The sequence below is a fragment of the Marinomonas sp. TI.3.20 genome (assembly GCF_038155025.1).
GTDB lineage: Bacteria > Pseudomonadota > Gammaproteobacteria > Pseudomonadales > Marinomonadaceae > Marinomonas > Marinomonas flavescens.
In genome coordinates this window covers 68,766-87,728 of the sequence record NZ_JBAKAS010000005.1, presented here as the reverse complement: position 1 = coordinate 87,728, position 18,963 = coordinate 68,766, and the positions used below count along the sequence as shown (strand labels likewise).

The 18,963-nt window shown below is 41.5% G+C and carries 19 protein-coding genes; 15 read left to right on the top strand and 4 right to left on the bottom strand.

The genetic code is table 11. The annotated features are described in order from the left end of the window. Positions 1–2: 2 nt before the first annotated feature. The 7 genes from V6259_RS07315 to V6259_RS07285 all read left to right on the top strand — a co-directional run bounded on the left by V6259_RS07315 (position 3) and on the right by V6259_RS07285 (position 7,285). Positions 3–1,463 carry a TadE/TadG family type IV pilus assembly protein gene (locus tag V6259_RS07315; RefSeq protein ID WP_341584020.1) on the top strand — a complete coding sequence of 487 codons (1,461 nt, stop codon included), beginning with the start codon at positions 3–5 and terminating at the stop codon, positions 1,461–1,463. Further along, positions 1,460–1,834: a hypothetical protein gene (locus V6259_RS07310; RefSeq protein ID WP_341584019.1), complete on the top strand. Its 375-nt coding sequence runs from the start codon at positions 1,460–1,462 to the stop codon at positions 1,832–1,834. The genes V6259_RS07315 and V6259_RS07310 overlap by 4 nt, the downstream gene beginning before the upstream one ends. A 4-nt stretch (positions 1,835–1,838) precedes the next feature. After that, entirely contained in the window at positions 1,839–2,468 is a 630-nt protein-coding gene (locus V6259_RS07305; protein ID WP_341584018.1) for an OmpA family protein, read from the top strand. Positions 2,469–2,659: 191 nt separating this feature from the next. Then, complete coding sequence (locus V6259_RS07300) at positions 2,660–3,658, top strand: asparaginase (protein WP_341584017.1); 999 nt, start codon at positions 2,660–2,662, stop codon at positions 3,656–3,658. Between the two features lie 57 nt (positions 3,659–3,715). After that, positions 3,716–4,807 carry an amidohydrolase family protein gene (locus V6259_RS07295; protein ID WP_341584016.1) on the top strand — a complete coding sequence of 364 codons (1,092 nt, stop codon included), beginning with the start codon at positions 3,716–3,718 and terminating at the stop codon, positions 4,805–4,807. A gap of 142 nt (positions 4,808–4,949) precedes the next feature. Continuing rightward, positions 4,950–5,930 carry a bile acid:sodium symporter family protein gene (locus V6259_RS07290; RefSeq protein ID WP_341584015.1) on the top strand — a complete coding sequence of 327 codons (981 nt, stop codon included), beginning with the start codon at positions 4,950–4,952 and terminating at the stop codon, positions 5,928–5,930. Positions 5,931–6,073: 143 nt separating this feature from the next. Beyond that, a complete protein-coding gene (locus V6259_RS07285; protein ID WP_341584014.1) occupies positions 6,074–7,285 on the top strand; it encodes a sugar transporter in 1,212 nt (403 codons plus the stop codon). Between the two features lie 121 nt (positions 7,286–7,406). Here the strand turns inward: V6259_RS07285 and V6259_RS07280 are convergent, their stop codons facing one another. Continuing rightward, positions 7,407–8,612, bottom strand: coding sequence for a hypothetical protein (locus V6259_RS07280; protein ID WP_341584013.1), 1,206 nt, complete (start codon positions 8,610–8,612; stop codon positions 7,407–7,409). A 359-nt stretch (positions 8,613–8,971) separates the two neighbouring features. Between V6259_RS07280 and V6259_RS07275 the strand changes: the two genes are divergently transcribed. Next, a complete protein-coding gene (locus V6259_RS07275) occupies positions 8,972–10,684 on the top strand; it encodes a thiamine pyrophosphate-dependent enzyme (RefSeq protein ID WP_341584012.1) in 1,713 nt (570 codons plus the stop codon). An 83-nt stretch (positions 10,685–10,767) separates the two neighbouring features. Next, positions 10,768–11,049 (top strand): YrhK family protein, encoded by a 282-nt coding sequence (locus V6259_RS07270; RefSeq protein ID WP_133012879.1) that lies wholly within the window; start codon positions 10,768–10,770, stop codon positions 11,047–11,049. A 71-nt stretch (positions 11,050–11,120) separates the two neighbouring features. Here the strand turns inward: V6259_RS07270 and V6259_RS07265 are convergent, their stop codons facing one another. Together V6259_RS07265 and V6259_RS07260 are read right to left on the bottom strand one after the other, a co-directional pair. Then, the gene (locus V6259_RS07265) at positions 11,121–12,986 is read right to left on the bottom strand and encodes a cation:proton antiporter domain-containing protein (protein WP_341584011.1); all 1,866 of its coding nucleotides are present in this window, start codon (positions 12,984–12,986) and stop codon (positions 11,121–11,123) included. Positions 12,987–13,210: 224 nt separating this feature from the next. Further along, a complete protein-coding gene (locus V6259_RS07260; protein ID WP_445928503.1) occupies positions 13,211–13,612 on the bottom strand; it encodes a YebG family protein in 402 nt (133 codons plus the stop codon). Between the two features lie 129 nt (positions 13,613–13,741). Between V6259_RS07260 and V6259_RS07255 the strand changes: the two genes are divergently transcribed. From V6259_RS07255 to V6259_RS07230, 6 genes are all read left to right on the top strand, one after another. After that, on the top strand, positions 13,742–14,608 hold the full coding sequence (locus tag V6259_RS07255; protein ID WP_133012876.1) for a mechanosensitive ion channel family protein: 867 nt from the start codon (positions 13,742–13,744) through the stop codon (positions 14,606–14,608). A 28-nt stretch (positions 14,609–14,636) separates the two neighbouring features. After that, on the top strand, positions 14,637–15,227 hold the full coding sequence (locus V6259_RS07250; RefSeq protein ID WP_341584010.1) for a DUF1439 domain-containing protein: 591 nt from the start codon (positions 14,637–14,639) through the stop codon (positions 15,225–15,227). A 93-nt stretch (positions 15,228–15,320) separates the two neighbouring features. Next, the gene (locus V6259_RS07245; RefSeq protein WP_341584009.1) at positions 15,321–15,800 is read left to right on the top strand and encodes an FKBP-type peptidyl-prolyl cis-trans isomerase; all 480 of its coding nucleotides are present in this window, start codon (positions 15,321–15,323) and stop codon (positions 15,798–15,800) included. A gap of 240 nt (positions 15,801–16,040) precedes the next feature. After that, complete coding sequence (locus tag V6259_RS07240) at positions 16,041–16,397, top strand: hypothetical protein (protein ID WP_133012873.1); 357 nt, start codon at positions 16,041–16,043, stop codon at positions 16,395–16,397. Positions 16,398–16,412: 15 nt separating this feature from the next. Then, positions 16,413–17,789, top strand: a complete 1,377-nt coding sequence (locus tag V6259_RS07235) for a class II fumarate hydratase (protein WP_341584008.1) — start codon at positions 16,413–16,415, stop codon at positions 17,787–17,789. 265 nt (positions 17,790–18,054) lie between these two features. Next, positions 18,055–18,513: a GNAT family N-acetyltransferase gene (locus V6259_RS07230; RefSeq protein ID WP_341584007.1), complete on the top strand. Its 459-nt coding sequence runs from the start codon at positions 18,055–18,057 to the stop codon at positions 18,511–18,513. Here the strand turns inward: V6259_RS07230 and V6259_RS07225 are convergent, their stop codons facing one another. Further along, on the bottom strand, positions 18,514–18,777 hold the full coding sequence (locus V6259_RS07225; protein ID WP_133012870.1) for a DUF3820 family protein: 264 nt from the start codon (positions 18,775–18,777) through the stop codon (positions 18,514–18,516). Between the last annotated feature and the right edge of the window lie 186 nt (positions 18,778–18,963).

The window sequence follows — 18,963 nt, the reverse complement described above, 5'->3', positions numbered from 1 at the left end:
AGATGACGACGTTGAATCATAAAGAATCAGGAAACGCGGCTCTAATATTTGTCATGATGTTTCCGTTTTTAATCGGTATGTTCATTCTAGGGACAGATGGCGCTCGTGCGTTGCAAGATAAAGCCCGCTTAGAAGATGCTTCCGAAGTTGCGACACTGACTGTCGCTGCTCAAAACTCGGATGATAAAGGGGTACAACAAGCAACAGCGAAAAAAATAGTTCAAGCTTACTTCCCTAATGCTACAGTGGGAAAAATCGATCTGACAAAATTAGCTTGTGAAGAGAACTCAAACTGTAGTACTACGACAGGACAGCGTTTCTTCGAATACAGGCTAACAAGTGTCACTATTTCTGAAGATAGTTGGCTTTATTCGAATGATTCCAGCATTGCGAGTATGGGGAAAAGCTTTGATATCAAAGGCTCATCTATCGCCCGTAAATATCAATCGCAAGCGGTAGACGTTGTTTTAGTATCTGATTTTTCAGGCTCCATGGGGAATACTTGGACTGGTGGCTCTACAAAATACAAAGACTTAGAGAATATTATCGTTGAAATAGCAACAGAACTTAAGAAATTTAATAATCTTAATACTGATGGAAAAGTGAATAAGTTGGCCGTTGTAGGATTTAATTCGTACACTACTGATTCTAGTTCATCTACAAGAGAAATTTCGTCCAATCTTATCTGTAATGATCGTTGCAGCTTAGATAATCCTGGAAAACAATACCTTGCGAATAAAAAGGATTATAGGAAAAATGGTGTTGGACTAAAGTCTTGCAAGGATTACTATGACTACTTTTACTATGGCTATAGTTATAGCTATAATCATGGTGATTATTACTACTATGATAAAGATCGTAGGTATTATTATAATAATAATTTCAGGTTTAAGTATTGCGAAAATACTGGAGAAATAAATGTAAGTGAAACTATTGATAATATTTTCACTACGGATGGTTCTTTAGCTGCTTACCCAAATAATAAAAAAAATAGCATTGCTTCTTGGAAGTGGCCTAAATTCGGAACTATTCTTCTTTCAGACCCTTCTTCAGATAAGTTTGAAATAACATCTTTAAATGGCAGTTTTAAGCCAGGAGGCTATACAGCTTCGTATACTGGGTTAATCAGAGGAGCTCAGGTTGCTGATTCGGGAACAAATCCTAGACGAATTATTATTATCTTATCTGATGGGGTGGACGAGCCAAATGGCGGTATAACAAGCCTGTTAAAAGACAAACTATGTACGACTATTGTTAATCATTTAGAAAGTAAGTCTATAAACGGTATAAAAGTTAAAGCAAAGCTAGCAATAGTGGGTTTTGATTACCCCGTTGGTGGTAATGCAATGTCTCAATGTGTGTCGAAAACGGGTGGAGAAGTTTACCAAGCCCAGAATACTAATGAAATAAAAAACAAAATATTAGAGTTGATAACTGAAGAAATTGGTCACTCAGCATTATGATAAAAGCAGTAAAATATTATTTGATGATAGTTTTGTTTGGTTATTCTCATCTTGCATCAGCGGATACTTTGCTTTTTGTTAATACAGATAACGTAAAGCAAAGGAATGAAATAAATGCTATTAACAACCTTATATACAGTGGTGATTTTGTAATAAAGGATGATTTCTTTGTTATTGACATTGCTAAAAAGAAGAAAAAATTTCATGGTGAATTTAGATTGATACAGGATGCTGACGGGCATTATATTTCTAACTATTTGCCAACAGCTATACCAGAAGTTTTTTATGTAAAAAATGGTTATGTGATGCGTAGGGAAACACTTGAGACCTTTATTGCACAACATATTGTGAATCAGACAGGTAGGGAGTAAAAGAATGAAACTTTTATTGTTGAGTTTAGTATTGAGTGCCGGTGTTATACAGGCGAGTTCTGTCATGGCCGCAGAAACGACGGATGTGTTGCATTATTATTGCCATGGTGCTGGTCTTGAGTTTGAAAAGACTGTTCAAGTAGGGCAGGGAACACGTGTTTTATTAAATCAAGGCGCTTTTGCTCAAGTACAAAGCTTGAAAAAAGAGGACCCTAGTGCTGAGTTTCTTAAAGCTCAGATGATCCATGCTGGCGGTGTAAAACCTGAATGTGCTGATTTCCTTATGTCCAAAGGTATTCCACTGGCTCCGAAAGACGGTCTTATTGCTCGCGTTCACTTTTCTTTTGATAGCAGCAAGTTAACAAGCCAATCACGATATATTTTAGATCAGCTAGTCGGCCGCTTAAGCCATGTTAATAGCATGGTTGTTGAAGGCAATACTGATAATGTAGGCAGCAAACGTTATAACTTTAACTTGGGTTTAAAGCGCTCTCAATCAGTGATTAATTATCTTGCTGTTAAAGGCGTTAGTCCAGACCAGATGGACAGTACTTCTTTAGGGGAGACCTCGCCAATAGCGGGTAATGGAACCGCCGATGGCCGTTATCAAAACCGCAGAGTAGATATTAAATAACGCAGAATCCACGCTACCTTATGTTGCGCTTATTTAGTTTGTCGCTTGAATTTTTTATTGAGAAGTAACGGTTTCGAAATAGGTTAAGACGCATCGGCTTTGGTTGATGCGTTTTTGTTACTTTTGTCTTGTGGTAAACGCCCGTTCCTTTTAGTCTGTTGGCCACGTTATTTTCAGACAAGGAGTTTAGAATGCAGCACGATTCTCTTTCCGTTCAAGTGACCCGCGGCGGTATTGTTGAAAGCGAACACAGTATTAAGGCGGTTATTGTGTCGAGTACTGGCGACTTTGTGGAATCTTGGGGCGACGTGGCGTCGCTGGTTTACCCTCGTAGCGCGATAAAAGCCATGCAAGCGTTGGCGTTTATTGAAATGAATGGCGCAGAAGTGTTTGATTTTAGCGCTGAAGAAATCGCTATTTGCTGTGCGTCGCATAGTGGTGAGCCAAAACATGTGGCGACAGTGCAAAGCATGCTAGATAAATTAGCCTTGTCTGAACGCGATTTTGAATGTGGTTGTCATTGGCCGATGCGTGCCGAGACCAGTTACGAGCTAGCGGGCGAAGGCAAAACACCGAACCAATTACACAATAACTGCTCAGGAAAGCATGCTGGTATGCTTGGTTTAGCCAAGCTGCTTGATACTTCACATCATGGTTACATAGAGATCGATCACCCAGTACAACAAAAAATTTCCGCGACCATGGCTGAGATGTGTGAGTACGATTATAGCAATGCACCTTGGTCACCAGATGGTTGCTCTGCGCCGACATGGGCCATGCCTCTGACGAACCTTGCACTGGCTTTTGCTAAATTCTCAAGCCCTGATGAGTTAACCCCTTCGCGACAAAAAGCCTGTAAAACTTTATACGATGCCGTGGTCAAACACCCTTTTATGGTGGCAGGTACCGAGCGTTACTGCACCGATATGATGACGACGTTACAACAGCGTGTGTTTTTGAAACTGGGCGCAGAAGGCGTGTATGTTGCTGCGATTCCTGAATTGAAACTTGGCATTGCGTTAAAATGTGACGATGGTGCCATTCGAGCGGCAGAATCCGCCATGACCGCCTTATTAGATCATGTGGGTATTACGTCTTTTGTGCCTGACGCTGAGATGAACCATTATCGTTCAGTAACGTTAAAAAACTGGCAAAAACGTATTACAGGTTCGATCAACTGCGATTTGTAAGTAATACTCAGTGAAATCTACGGTCTTTAATTGTCTTATTTACTAGGAAATATTGTGATGCGGCGTTGTCTTTATTTTGTTTTACAGGCGGTTTTTTTGACGGGATGTGCCTCTTCTAATGGTGACGTAATAGATCGTTCGCTTGACTCATTTCGTGGTGAATCTGCTTGTTATAATAGAGAAACTGAGCCTTATACCGCGGTTGTCGATTCACACTTACATTATCGGCCGTTTGATGGAAAGGCAATTCCGTTTCAGGAAGTGAATGACTATTTGTTACAAACCAGCGTGCGCTTTGTCAATGTATATGGGATTGGACAGATGTTGCCCGCCAACTCTACTTGTTCAGATTATTCTAAGTGTCCTGGAGTTCCTGTTTTGCCAACTATTCGGAATGATTTTGTTAATGCTGCAAACATGGTCGAATTCAAAACAAATAAGCTGCACCTGACCTTGTCGATGACCTTTACGGATTTGTCTAATCCTGGTCCAACGATCGAGATAATGAAGCTTTATGACAAAGAATACCCCGGCTTATTTCACTGGATGGGTGAAGTGAACCTTATTAAACAAGCACAATTGCACAATCAGCATAAAGCCGCGACATTTGAAAATATTAAAAATTGGTCAGGGTTTATGGCGGAGTTGAGGAAACGTAATTTTCCCCTCACGATCCATTCTGACATAGGAAATGACTCGTCACCAACTTTGTATTTACCATTGATGGAGAAGGTATTGGCGTTGTATCCAGATAACAAGATTGTTTGGGCGCATTTAGGGCTGTCTCAGGAACAGATTAAGATGAAGGCATCTGACCACATTGCGATCTTGACGCGTTTGCTTGATAAATATCCGAACTTGATGATGGATATCTCATGGCGAATTTTGGATTATTACTACTTTAATAAACCCGATAAACAAGCTAAATATGTGGCATTTTTAAATAAATATTCGACGCGCATTTTACCCGGAACCGATTTTGTCGCTTTTCTAGGAAATACTTTCAAGGTTTATCAAAGTGAGCTAAACGCCACTGGGCGTATAAATCAGTACCTTAATGATGAAGCCTTTCGAAATATTGCTTTGGGTGAAAATTATTTTAAATTATTAGGGCTTGATTATCAGGCTCCACAGATTTGTACACATTAATTAGGCCGTTTTTCTTCTTCTTGTTGTTGAGGGTTAGGATTTAGCGCACATTTCTTCGTCACAAGAGATGCTTAAAGCCAGAGAATAAGCGCGATATTTTTAGTGGTATTAGTCACTATGTAAAATATGGAATGAGACTGTTTTGTTGAGCTTGGTAAAAAAAGAATGGTTTTTGGTGGGAATGCTCGTCGCTATAGGTTTGGCGGTGCTATTTCCCATGGCAGGCGCCAGTCATGGGCCATTACATCTTGATCAAGTCACACAGTGGGGAATTGCGTTTGTCTTCTTGTTACATGGCGTGAGCCTTTCTCCGAGAGACGTTCGTAAAGGCCTGAGTAGTTGGCGGCTGCATCTATTTATTCAGTCGGCGACTTTTGTTATTTACCCGCTTATTTGGGTGTTGCTAGGCCATTGGTTTGAGCAACTCTTGCCGCAAGCGTTGGCGTTTGGTTTTTGTTTCTTATTGATTTTACCCAGCACGATTTCTTCTTCTGTTGCTATGACGGCGATTGCTGGCGGTAATGTGCCCGGTGCTATTTTTAATGCCTCGTTATCGAGTGTGTTAGGGATTTTTCTGACCCCGCTGTTTGTGCAGCTTTTTATGAGTGTCACCGGTGGGCATATTGATATTGGCCGTACGGTTGGTCATATTGCCGTTTTATTGCTATTACCAATGGTTGTAGGGCAGTTAATACGGCCATTCATTGGTGAATGGTTGACTCAATATAAAACGATTACGAGTAAATTAGATAAACTCGTCATTTTACTGATTGTTTATAATGCGTTTTGTGATTCTGTGGTACGTGGTATTTGGCATGATTTTGACTTAGTGACCTTGTTCACTGTGATTGTTTTATGCCTGTTAATTTTATTGTTTATGATCGGCTTATTGATAGTGCTGGCAAAGTTTCTGGGCTTTGAGCTGGCGGATCAATCGGCAGGGTTATTCTGTGGCACAAAGAAAACGCTCGCGGCAGGTATACCAATGGCGAAAGCCATCTTTGGTGCCAGTCCTATGCTAGGTATGTTGTTATTGCCCATTATGATTTATCATCCTCTTCAGATATTTATTTGCGCTGTATTGGCAAATAAATTGGCCGCGAAAAATAAAAATACCCTCTAATAAAAATCGGCTCGATTAGAAAAATAGTCGATTAAACGTTACTGCTCTACATTGACTGAAACATTCATATTTTAGACTTCTGTTTTTGTGTAAAAAGCAGACAATATATTCTTTAAATATCTCTTACTATTTTGCAGGTCAAAATGAACTTGGATTCTCCTATGGTTGATCAAGTATCGACTAAAACTCAATATTTTCGCGTGATTATGCTGGGTGTTGCCGCGTTTATTGTTAACACCACAGAGTTTGTCCCTGTTGGTTTGTTGTCGTCTATTGCTAAAGACTTTCAGATTTCACCGGCACACGCAGGCTGGATGCTGACGGTTTATGCTTGGATAGTGGCTTTAATGTCTCTGCCGCTGATGTTGATTACTGGCAAAGTGAATCGTAAAACCTTGTTGCTTTGTAGTTTTATACTCTTTGTAGTTAGTCATATTTTATCGGTTGTGGCTTGGAGTTTTGACGTTCTAGTAATGAGTCGTATCGGAATTGCCCTTGCTCATGCTGTGTTCTGGTCGATTACGGCCTCGATTGCTATTCGTGTTGCGCCATGGGGTAAGAAAAACTTTGCGTTAAGTGTATTGGCGACAGGCACAGGTTTGGCCATGGTGCTCGGTGTGCCGATCGGTCGTTTAATCGGAGAATCTTTAGGGTGGCGAACAACGTTTGCCGTGATTGGCGTTATCTCTTTAGTGATTACCATTGTGTTATCGCGTTTGTTGCCAAGTTTACCAAGCTTGTTTTCGGGCACGCTTAGTAAAGTGTCAGAATTGATGAAAAATCCTATTTTGATCTTCTTGTATTTATTTATCTTTTTGATTTTTACCGCGCATTACACCTCTTATAGCTATATTGAGCCTTTCTTAAAAGAAGTTGGACATAGCAGTGCTGGGTTTACGACGCTCATTTTATTGTTATTTGGTGGTGCTGGTATTTTAGGCAGTATTTTATTTAGCTATTTTGGAGAGCGGGCGAATTCTCAATTATTGGTAGGCAGTACTTTAGCGGTCGCTTTATCAACCGGTGGTTTGTATTTTGCTGCCCATGATGAGTTCTCTATGGTGTTGTTGGCTATCTTTTGGGGAGCTGCTCTTATGATGGTGACATTGTCTGCACAAGTACGTGTCTTCAACGTGGATACCAATGCCTCAGACATTATTATGTCTTTATTCTCAGGCATTATTAATTTAGGCATTGGGGCTGGTGCGCTGATAGGTAATCAAGTTATTCAACGCGTTGATATTCAAAGTGTCGGCGGTGCGGGAACGGTATTTGGGGTCGTTGCTTTGGCGGTCATTGTCTATACTTTACGCCGCGTGGTTACTCGTCCTTATACCGAGTTGCCGCGCTCTTAATAATGATGGTTTGCTGCTCAGCATTCAACGCAATTACTCAAAGAATCACTAACCAAGGAAAGCCGTAATAAAATAATGTATTACGGCTTTTTTTGTGATTTACCTCCCGTCTTGAAATAACTTATTCCGCAGGCAAACCTAATAAAAACACCAATAAACAGATTATTGAAATGACGCTATAGAAGGCTATTTTTTGCGTACGTCTTGTCACATCTTGAGTTTGGTAGGCGACAATAGCGGCGGTTGCAGACTGCAAAGTATAGAACAATGCAAAAGCGCGTGAAGCATAAGCAATAATCGCGTTGACGTCGGTTGCCCATGTGAGAGAAATTGTCACAATAAGAACGAGTAAGTAAGCATAGCGGATAGGAATTTTTTGTTGAGCGATGTCTTCTACCAAACCGCCTGCACCCGAGGTGTCCGCAACAGACGCCGAAAATTGACTACCAATGGCAGCAATTGATATTAATATTGGAAGGAGTATTGCGACAGGCGCAACCATGCTTGTTATGGCTGTCACATCCGCGCCCATGCCTTGACGGAATAATACCGTCATCAGGCTTAAGAAAATAATGTAAATCCCTGCAGAAATCCATTGGGCGAGACGCATGGTGCTAATGCGTAATTCAGCTGGATGTTCACTTTGTAGGTAACGAGATGTTTCAAAGCCTTGTACGACAATCAGTAAGCCTAAAAGTACGCGTAAGTCATGCAAATCTATCGTCGAATCTAACTCGGGTAAGTGCCAACTTCCTGAGGAAATTAACTTAATGTTATACACGGCTAAAGCAAATAAAAGACCCGCAATCATGCCAAGATTAAGGCTCACTGCGTAGCTTTCAATTTTTTCTAATTGGCTTAATCCACGCCACATTCCAACGCCTCCGATGAAGAGCAGAATAATCGTGGTAATCACGTTGGACCAGAGTTCGCTTTCATAGCCAAATGCTTTTAGTAAGAAGGCTGATAATAGCTGTAAATAATAGGTAACCGAGATGAAATAGGCGCCTGCTAAGACAATACGAGAAACGAAAGAAACCGTTTGTGCTGGTCCTCTTTGGTGTTCGATAGGTTCAAAGTGGCGAATATTAAAGCGAATAGCACTGCCAACAGAATAAGACAGCAGTAACAAAATCCCCATGCAGAATACCGCAAAATAACCGACTGAATCAGCAAGTAATGGTGCGACGACGAGGAAGCCGCTGCCCATAATAGAAGCCAATGGGGTGACTGTCGCTCTCCAACCTTCGATGCGTGCGAGTCTGGGTGAAAAAGCTAAATAAAGAAAAACGCATAATGCGATAGTAACAATTGAAAAATTCAACATCCGTGGTAATTCCTGTCCACTATTATCGTAACAAAACAAAGAGTTATAACGATTAAAAGTACAATTAAAAGGGCTTGTTAGTGTGTTTTTGATTCGCGCTGTATCTTACGCCAATACGTTAACGCTATGTAGACTTAATGCATCGCAGATTTAAGCTTAAATTTGCGTATTGTTTATAGAAAAAGGAGTCACTCTTTATCACAGAGTAGGAAATAGAGAGTAGGGCAGGAAATAGAGTGTTTTTTGTTCAGTGTGTAAACTGTTTGCAGATAGGGAGGAATCCCTTCGAATTTACTGATTAAGTCATCTAGATCTAGCATGCTGTTGAGGGTCTTTTTATCACCCTTGGGAGTTAGAAAATGAGCAAAACAGTCGCAAAAATCATAGTTGATACGCTCAGTGAAGCGGGTGCCAAACGTTGTTATGGCATTGTTGGCGATACCATAAACCACCTGACGAATGAGATCCGAGGCTCAGAAATAGACTGGGTGCATGTTCGACACGAGGAGGTCGGGGCTTTCGCGGCAGGTGGTGAGTCTTATATGACCGGCCAGCTTTCTTTATGTGCAGGAACGTGTGGTCCAGGCAGCTTACACTTTATTAATGGTATTTTTGAAAGTCATCGAAACGGCGCACCGGTGGTGATGATTGCGTCTAATGTTGATCGTCGTGAAGAAGGGCTAAACTTCCCTCAAGAAGTCGATCAAAAATCACTGTATGAACAGTGCTCTGTTTTTTGTGAACGAATCTCTCATCCAGATCAGGCGCGTCGCATTACCGTACAAGCTGCTCAGTCTGCACTTTCAAAAAACGGCGTGGCGGTCATTATTGTGAATGGCGATATGTTCCAAGAAACCGTGCATGATGATGCGCCTTGGCGTGTTCATTTAGCGCAGCCTACAGTGCGCCCCAATGATTCCGAAATAGCCGAATTGGCTACCATGGTGAATGCTGCGAAACGAGTGACTTTATATGCAGGCATTGGCGCTAAAGGGGCTAGAGATGAATTGGTTGAATTATCTAATGTACTAAAAGCGCCTATTGTACATAGCTCTCGCTCAAAGGAATTTATTGAACCGAATAATCCCAATCAAGTCGGTATGACAGGGGTGTTGGGGAATCGAGCAGGTATGGAGGCGGTAGCAGATTGTGACTTGTTACTTTGCCTTGGGAGTGACTTTGCGTACACCCAATTTTACCCAGAAAAAGCGAAGATAGTACAAGTAGATAGTGACGCCAGTCATTTAGGTAAGCGTAGTCCGATTGATTTAGGCTTAGTCGGAGACGTTAGAGATACGGTCAATGCGTTGTTACCCAAATTATCGCTTAAATCTGATCAAGCGCATCTTACAAAGGCGCTTGATCAGTGGAAAAAAGACAAAGAAGACTATGTGTCAGAAGCGAAATCGGGGAGTGCATTATTGCATCCTCAAACAGTGGCCCATACGTTGGATAAACTTGCCGATGATGATGCCGCGTTTACAGCCGATGGTGGCTCGCCAATGGTGTGGTTATTACGCCATTTAACGGCAACAGGTAAGCGCAGTTTTTTAACGAGTTTGTTACACGGCACCATGGCGAATGCCTATCCACAAGCGTTAGGTATCGCTAAAGCCTACCCAAACCGACAAGTGATTGCCATGTGTGGCGACGGTGGCATGAGCATGTTGATGGGGGATTTACTGACGTTAGTGCAAGAGAATATCCCTGTAAAACTGCTTATTTTTAATAATGAGTCTCTTGGTTTTGTAGAAATGGAACAAAGGGTAGAAGGTTTGTTAGACTCTTTTACCGATTTGAAGAATCCAGACTTTGCGAATGTTGCACGTTCACTTGGTTTAGAGGGCTGGCGGGTCGACAGTGTGGACCAGCTTGAAGAGGCCATGAAGCAATGGTTAGCGACAGACAAACCTGCTATTTTGGATGTTAAGGTGAGCCGTATGGAATTGGTTATGCCACCAAAAATAGAGGCAAATCAAGTTGCTTCTACGGCGATGTTCGGATTAAAAGCGGTTCTTAATGGTCGTACTGATGAAGTTGTGTCTTTACTGAGGGATAACTTTTTGCGTTAATATTTTTACGTTAATAAACATTATGCGGTGATACTAAGGTCTGGTCTTTAGCGTCACTGCATAAAATAAAGGGAAAAGGTTTAATGCTTCAAAAGGATAAGGACATATTAGAGTTCGACTTAGATCAAGATCACATTATTATCCAAAGGCGCTACGAAGCCCTTGGTGCTTTAAATGATTTTCTGATTGCTGTGTGGTTTTTGGTAGGCAGTTTCTTTTTTCTCAAAGAAGCCTTGGTGGTTGATGGTACTTGGTTATTTATTTTGGGCAGCGGACAATTGTTGATAAAACCGATTATTAAATTAATAAGCTTAATACATGTTAAGCATGTATATAAAGCCACGCTTAAGCAACAAGCCTCCTAAACTCTCTGCTTCTTTAGAAGCAAGAGAGTCTATTGTTTTGAGATTCAGTTCATTGTTTCGTGATTCAATCTTTATTTAGTATCTCGATAGGACTGCATCTGAGTTTTCAAATCTGGATCTGAGGCCTCCAAAAAGGCTTTTACTTTTGCGATATAGTTGCTGTTTTCATCCGCCGGAATGCCAATTTCATGGGCATCGGCCACGGCAACCATCGCATCTTGGTCGTGCTTTCTGTATAGATCGACCATTTTCTCTGCGCTGTCTTGAGAAACCCCTAGTGCTTCAAACGCAGACCGCCCCATTCGTAAACTACTGTCGTGAACTTCACGAACGATATCGCGACAACCGTAGGACCACAAATCATAAACATGGTGACGATCTTGTGCCCGCGATATGACGTGCAAGTGAGGAAAGTGCTCCATAACGTATTTGACTAACTTGGATATTTGTTCTGGATCGTCAATGGCAACGACGAGTAATTTCGCGTCTTCTATTCCCGCCGCGAGCAATAATTCAGGTCGAGTGACATCGCCAAAATAGTTGTTTACGCCAAAACGCTGCAGTGTTCTAAGTTGCTTTGTACTGTAGTCGATAACGGTGGTTTCGTACCCTGCAAGGCTTAGCATTCGGTCAATTAGACTGCCCATACGGCCAGAACCCGCAATGATGATTTTTTTATCATTAGGCATGCCGACACCTTGAGGTTGGTCATCTTTATCTTTCAAATAACGTGGGGCTAAATAGCGATCATAAAGGATAAAGAGGATTGGGGTGAGTAGCATAGATAGTGCAACAACAAGTAAGAGTTGATCTGCTAGTGCTTTAGGAATAACGCCATTAGCGACTGTAAATGATAGTAGAACAAAGCCGAATTCCCCCGCTTGAGCCAATCCTAATGCAAACAGCCATTTGTCTGCCCCACGTATATTAAACGAGACTCCCAAGAGTAATAACGCGAGCATTTTTAATACAATAACGCCGAGCGTCATCGCTATTATTATCGTGAAATGACTGGCTAACAGACTGAAGTTAATGCCCGCACCCACAGTCATGAAGAACAAGCCCAGTAACAACCCTTTAAAGGGAGCAATGTCACTTTCTAGCTCATGTCGGTAGGGTGAATTTGCTAATACAACGCCAGCTAAGAAGGTGCCAAGTGCAGGAGATAGTCCCACAACAGACATTAATAATGTGGTGCCAATAACAAACATTAATGCAGTGGCAGTAAAGAGTTCACGCAGTTGAGCAGATGCAATAAAACGGAAAACAGGACTGGATAAATAACTGCCGCCCAAGACGACGGTGATAATCGCACCAATAGTCACCAGCGTTACTTGCCATGTAGAAAGACCTTCTAGTAGATTCCAACTACCACCGTGGGTCGATGCTTGGCTAACGGTATGACTCAGCGCGTTAAGCAACTCTGGCGTGGCTAATAAAGGGATAAACGCTAACATCGGAATAACAATGATGTCTTGAGCGAGCAGGACAGAAAAAGAGGATTGGCCACCATCTGAGCGTAGCAGGCCTTTTTCACCAAGGGTTTGTAGGACAATAGCAGTAGAAGAAAGCGCAAGAACTAGGCCGACGGCTAGGCTAATTCGCCACGACTGATTTAACAACATGGAGGTGCCCATAATAAGGAGTGCTGTCAGCACTACTTGGCCGCCGCCTAGGCCAAGAAGGCGGGTTTTCATAGCCCATAGTTTTTTAGGGTTTAGCTCTAGTCCGACTAAAAACAGCATCAAAACTACGCCTAGTTCGCCAAAATTTTGCACAGAAGCGAGATCGACATTTAACACAGAAAGAATAGGGCTGATGATAATGCCCGCTAATAAATAACCGAGCACAGAGCCTAGTCCCAGCCTAGCAGCAATGGGCACAGAAACAATTCCAGCAACAAGGAAAATAAATGTCAGTAGTAAAGCATCAATCATGTAGGGCTGTTCCTAAAGAACTTTAATATGAAGGGTAATAATAAAAGGTTTATACACTTTTATCTTGTCTGTGTTAGCTGTTTTTGTATTTTTATAGATAAATAGTGCGGACTGGGAGTGGGTCCGTGAAGGGATGAAATCGTCTTATTAGATTTTGTAATAGTTTGTGAATCAAAACACCGCTTAAGTGCGATGTTTTGATTCCATTAACCGCGTCTTATTGCTTAGGCGGCATCACTTTCAATATAGCTTTCGGTATCCTCAAAAGAGTCCGAGTTTTCGTCTTCGTCGTAAAGAGCATCTTCATCTGGTTCAATCACAAGATCTTCTAATGGCAGCGTAGTATTGCCGTTCGCTTGCGGTTTTTTAGACTTTGTTTTGCTTTTTGGTGTGACTTTTCGTTTTGCTCCTAAGGCTTCTAAAAGCGTTTCTTTGTTTTCTGCAAGATACATAGACAACGCTTCTTTTTGAGCATGATCCCCTGCTAACTCACTGCTATCAAGCACTTCATAGAGAGCATCGGCTGTGTCGAGTAGCTTGTCATAGGCATCGGCTTCTGTTTTGGAAGTAAATGTCATTTTTTCAATTCCGTCACGTTCTACAACGTATTTAATAACTACAGGCATGATCCACCTTCCTGAAAAATAATACTGTACGAATATACAGTATTATTTTTCACTCTGTCTAGTGCTTTTAGTTGGTGATTAATAAAATGATTGATAAAGTGGCGCTCTTAATGAAGGAACCTTATTGTTATGTCATTCGAATTTTCTCAGCTTAATTTTTCAGATTTGGATTTCTCAGTGGTGAGAAATCATCTCGAAATATTTTTGACAATCCTCTGGATTTTACTGTCTTACATTATTAGACGTTACACCAAACGTGCTATTCGTCTGCATGCGACTTTAGAGCATGACAAAAAGCGTCAGCGGATTAATTCAATAGACAATATTTTCAATCTTCTTTTAGTGGTTGGCTTTATTCTTATTTGGTCTTCTGAGCTACAAAATATTGCTATTTCTATTGCTGCGTTCATGGTGGCTTTGGTCTTAGCAACAAAAGAATTTATCTCTTGTATCGTGGGGGCATTTTATCGTGCGAGCACTAGGCCTTATCAGGTTGGAGACTGGATACGAGTAGCCAATTGTGAAGGAGAAGTAACGGACAGCGATTGGCTTTCTACGACGCTTTTTGACGTGGATTTAAAAGGTGGGAGTTATGGCTATACCGGTCGAACGACTGTTATTCCGAATAGTATTTTATTGACACATACGGTTCAGAATTTGAATTATATGCGTCGTTATGTCACTCATAACTTTTCAATTTCCAGACTAACTGATGACGTGAATTTGTTTGAAATTAAAGGCCAAATACTGGATAAAATACGTGAATACAGCGAGCATTTTCATGAAGTGGCAATTCGTTATAACAGCCTCATTGAAAAACGTTTAGACATTAAAATATCTGGCCCAGAACCAAGAGTTCGAATTACCACTTCGCCTGAAGGTTACAACGTTTTTACGGTGTCACTGTTTTGTCCTACAGAAGAAGCGATGGTGATTGAGCAAAAAGTGACGGAAGACTTTATGAATTTTTGGTACGAAAAACGGGCGCAGCAGTGATTAGACTGCATTCTTTTAGGAGAAATACATGACAATTCGTCGAGCAATAGCGGTCACTGTTTTATTGATATCAACGCTGACTCTTGCAGGTTGTGATGGTTTAAGCGTAAGCGAAACCGAATTAAATCAAGCGGTTGCGAAACAATTAGAACAACCTAAGTCCAATCATATTCAATTGACACTTGAAAGTGGTAACACGTTAGATATGAACCTATTGGTGAAATCTGCCCATATTGATTTAACGGATCGAGACGGTGGTTTGGCGCTGGTGGATATGAAGACTGAATTACAGGGGACGTTGAGCGCTTTTGGGCAGTCTTTTTCGTTTAGTACTAAGGTGAATCCATCGTTTGAGTCAGGTGTCCGACTAGAAGAAAATCGAGTGTATTTAGTGGCGCCAAAAATCACTAAAATTGCCGTAGAAGGTTCAAGCTTTAACGATAAAATACTGCGCTCGACATTGGGGTCTTTACATGATGATTTTGAGAAAAAGTTAGCGCAATATTTTGATACGCACCCCGTTTATGTGCTAAACCATTCAACAAGAGAAAAGGCAACGGCTTCTATGATTAAGGGAATATCAATCAAAGAAGACGCAATAGAGTTCGCCATTTTCTAAGGACACTCTATAATGTCGCGCAAAATGTGCGATTGCACTGATCAATTAAATAACTGAGCTACATTGCTGAGCTAAATTAACAGAGGAAATACCATGTCCATTGCTGACAACCAAGTCGTTCAATTTAACTACACACTTCGTCACGGCGAAGAATTGATCGAAACTTCCGCGGGCAAAGACCCTATTTCTTATTTACACGGCCATGGCAATGTTATTCCTGGACTTGAAAAAGCCATGGAAGGAAAAGAAGTAGGTGCGGAATTTGAAGTGACTGTACCAAGCGCAGACGCTTATGGTGACCGTCATGAAAATCGAACACAAGAAGTGCCAGTGAAGCATCTCCAAGGTGGTAAACGCTGGAAACCAGGCATGATCGCGATGATTCAAACAGAGCAAGGCATGCGTCAGGTGACAATTATTAAATCTGGCCTAAAGCGTGCCATAGTCGATCTAAACCATCCTTTATCCGGTAAAGATTTAACGTTTAATATTGAAATTGTAGAGGCTCGTGAAGCAACAGACGATGAAATTGCTCATGGTCATGCGCACGGTGTCGGTGGTCATCACCACTAAGTAATATTATTGCTTAATAAGCCTCTGTTGCCTTTGGTAGCAGGGGCTTTTTTTGTTTTTAGAGGACAGCAATCGTGTTGTCTTTCACATAGCGGTACTGACGGCAACTGTCATAAGCATGCTCCGATTTTAAATAACGCCGGCTTTTATTTTAATGGGAATCGTTATCAATAACTTGACAGGTAAGTTATCACGTTTCATTATTGATAATAGTTATCATTTCAATAGGCGGACAACAGCATGAGCCATTATCTCGTTCCATTTTCAGTGATTGAGCAAACCATTCAAGGCGGTCAGTGCGCAGATTCGCCAGAAGTGCTTTACCATTACCTTAAGATCAGTGAAGAATATGCCGATAGACTAAATATTACTGATGCTGTTACATTGCATCAGAGAGTATTTAATGTCTTATTAGATACTGTGTGTGACACCCACATCGCGCCGCATTGGCGACAAGTCTGCTTAGACATGGTGTATCGACCTTTGGCGAATTTAAAACGGCTGATTGTGACTTATCAAGACGCTAAAGCTTATTTCAGAATGGAGCATGATTTACGAACCCTCAGCCACTATTTTTTATGCTCATTAGAATCATAAGGAAATCGTTAGATTATGAAAATGCGAATTGAAAAAGACAGCATGGGTGAACTAAATGTCCCTGAAAGTGCGCTTTATGGCGCACAAACTCAACGAGCAATTAATAACTTTCCTGTTAGTGGCGAGCCTCTTCCTGAAGCGTTTATACGCGCTCTTATTCTGATCAAAGCGGCTGCGGCACGAGCTAATGAAACTCTAAAATGCATTACTTCTGAGCAGTCTCAGGCGATTCAAAGCGCGTGTGAAGTATTGTTGAGTGACACAAACCTAATGACGCATTTCCCTGTGGATGTGTATCAAACAGGCTCTGGTACTAGTACTAATATGAATGCGAATGAGGTGATAGCAACGATGGCAAGTCGTCACTGTGATACGCCGATTAGCCCTAATGATCATGTGAATTTTGGTCAAAGCAGTAACGATGTGATACCGAGTGCCATTCATGTGAGTGCGAGCATTGAGCTAACGGGGCATTTAATCCCAGCGCTTTCACATCTAAAAGCCGTAATTGAAGAAAAAGGCGATACATTAAAAGGTTATACCAAAACAGGCCGAACGCATTTAATGGATGCTATGCCGGTTCGTTTTGATCAAACGTTTCACGCTTGGGCTGCTCAACTCGGCGATAATTTAGATAATTTGCAGTACATAGAGACGAAAATTACTCGCCTTGCACAAGGTGGAACGGCGGTTGGTACCGGTATTAATGCACACCCTGAGTTTGCCGCATTGTTTGCCAAAGAGCTTTCTTATTTAACTAAAGTAACCTTTACACCTGGTGAGAATTTCTTTGCTTTGATAGGTTCCCAAGACACAGCTGTCGCGCTGTCGGGCCAGCTGAAAGCGGTAGCCGTCACGTATATGAAAATCGCCAATGACCTTCGTTGGATGAATTCTGGCCCATTGGCTGGTTTAGGTGAAATTACTCTGCAAGCCTTACAACCTGGTTCATCTATTATGCCGGGTAAAGTGAATCCTGTTATTCCTGAAGCCGCGGCGATGGTAGCGGCACAAGTTATTGGTAATGACGCTGCGATTACCATTGGTGGGCAAGCTGGGAATTTTGAGCTCAATGTTATGTTACCAATGATCGCGAAAAATTTGCTTAGCAGCATTAAGTTGTTAGCGAATAGCGGTCAATTGTTAGCGGATAGTGCCATTGCGACATTGACGATCAACGAAGACAAGCTGAATGAAGCCTTGCATCGCAACCCGATTTTAGTCACCGCATTGAACCCTATTATTGGTTATGCCAAGGCCGCTGAAATTGCCAAAAAAGCGTATAAAGAAGGGCGTCCTGTTGTTGATGTAGCGGAAGAAAATACTGATTTGAGCCGAGAAGAATTATTGGCTTTATTAGATCCCGCAAAATTAACCCATGGTGGATTATAGTTTCACGATTCGTTTTGTCTCTCTTGCTAAAAAGCATAAATAGACCAGCGCAAATGCGCTGGTTTTTTTGCAAAGTTTACATAGGGTCAAGGTGGAGATGGGTCTTTATTCGTGTATTTCTTGTGATGTTAAAAAGGTGATCCGATGCTAATACTTGCCTATTAAACAAGATAATGATTATCTTAGGACTCTTTCGTAAAGCATGATATCGAGCAAGTGCTTCGTTCGTTAAATGCAAGAAATAGTACTTAATTTGGAGGCACCGATGAATTCGAAGTTTTTTCTTCGACCAGCGACCATGAGCGACGCCGATTGCTTATTGGAATGGCGTAATGACATAGTTACGCGCCAAGCGTCTCTCTCTCCAGAAAGAGTGGAAGTAGCGAGTCACTTGAAATGGTTAAAATCGACTATTCATAATGAGCATCGTAAGTTGTGTATTGCTGAGTTGAATCATCGAGCGGTCGGAACAATACGTGCAGATAAAGACAAAGACAAAGACGGTTGGATTTTATCTTGGACTGTCGCACCTAAATCTCGGGGTAAAGGCATCGCACAAAAAATGTTAAATGCCTTTATTCAAGGCTTCGATGGCGTGTTATTAGCACAAATAAAAGCGACTAATATTGCGTCGCAAAAAGTCGCTGAACGGGCTGGATTTACATTAATAGAGAAATCGGAAGGCGACGATCTATACCACTACCATCGAGTCTGTAGAGCTTAATTAATTATCAAAACGAATTCGAACCTTCGGTTCATCTGTTTTTTTCTCGGTTGGATTGCGCAGAGGATCTACTAATTTTTCCAAGCCATTAATTTTGATTTCCAATGCCAGTTGTAGCCACTGTCCTAGATTGCCACTCGGCCAACCTTCTTTGGCAAACCATAGTAAATAGGCTTCGGGTAAGTCAATCAAAATACGGCCATTGTACTTTCCGAATGGCATCGTTTGGCGGGCAACTTGGACAAGATCTTGTTGGGAAAACATAGCTGGCTCGTTTATCAAAATTGTTTAGCGTATTTAATCATAGGCACGGCTTACTGGCTATGCAGCCATCGCCGTGGCGTCTTTTGTTCTATCTGATACCAGCCAGTTGCCCACTGCGTTCCACCTTGTGTGGACTTAACTTATTTGAATAACACTATTTTCAATTTATAGAAGCACAACTGACAT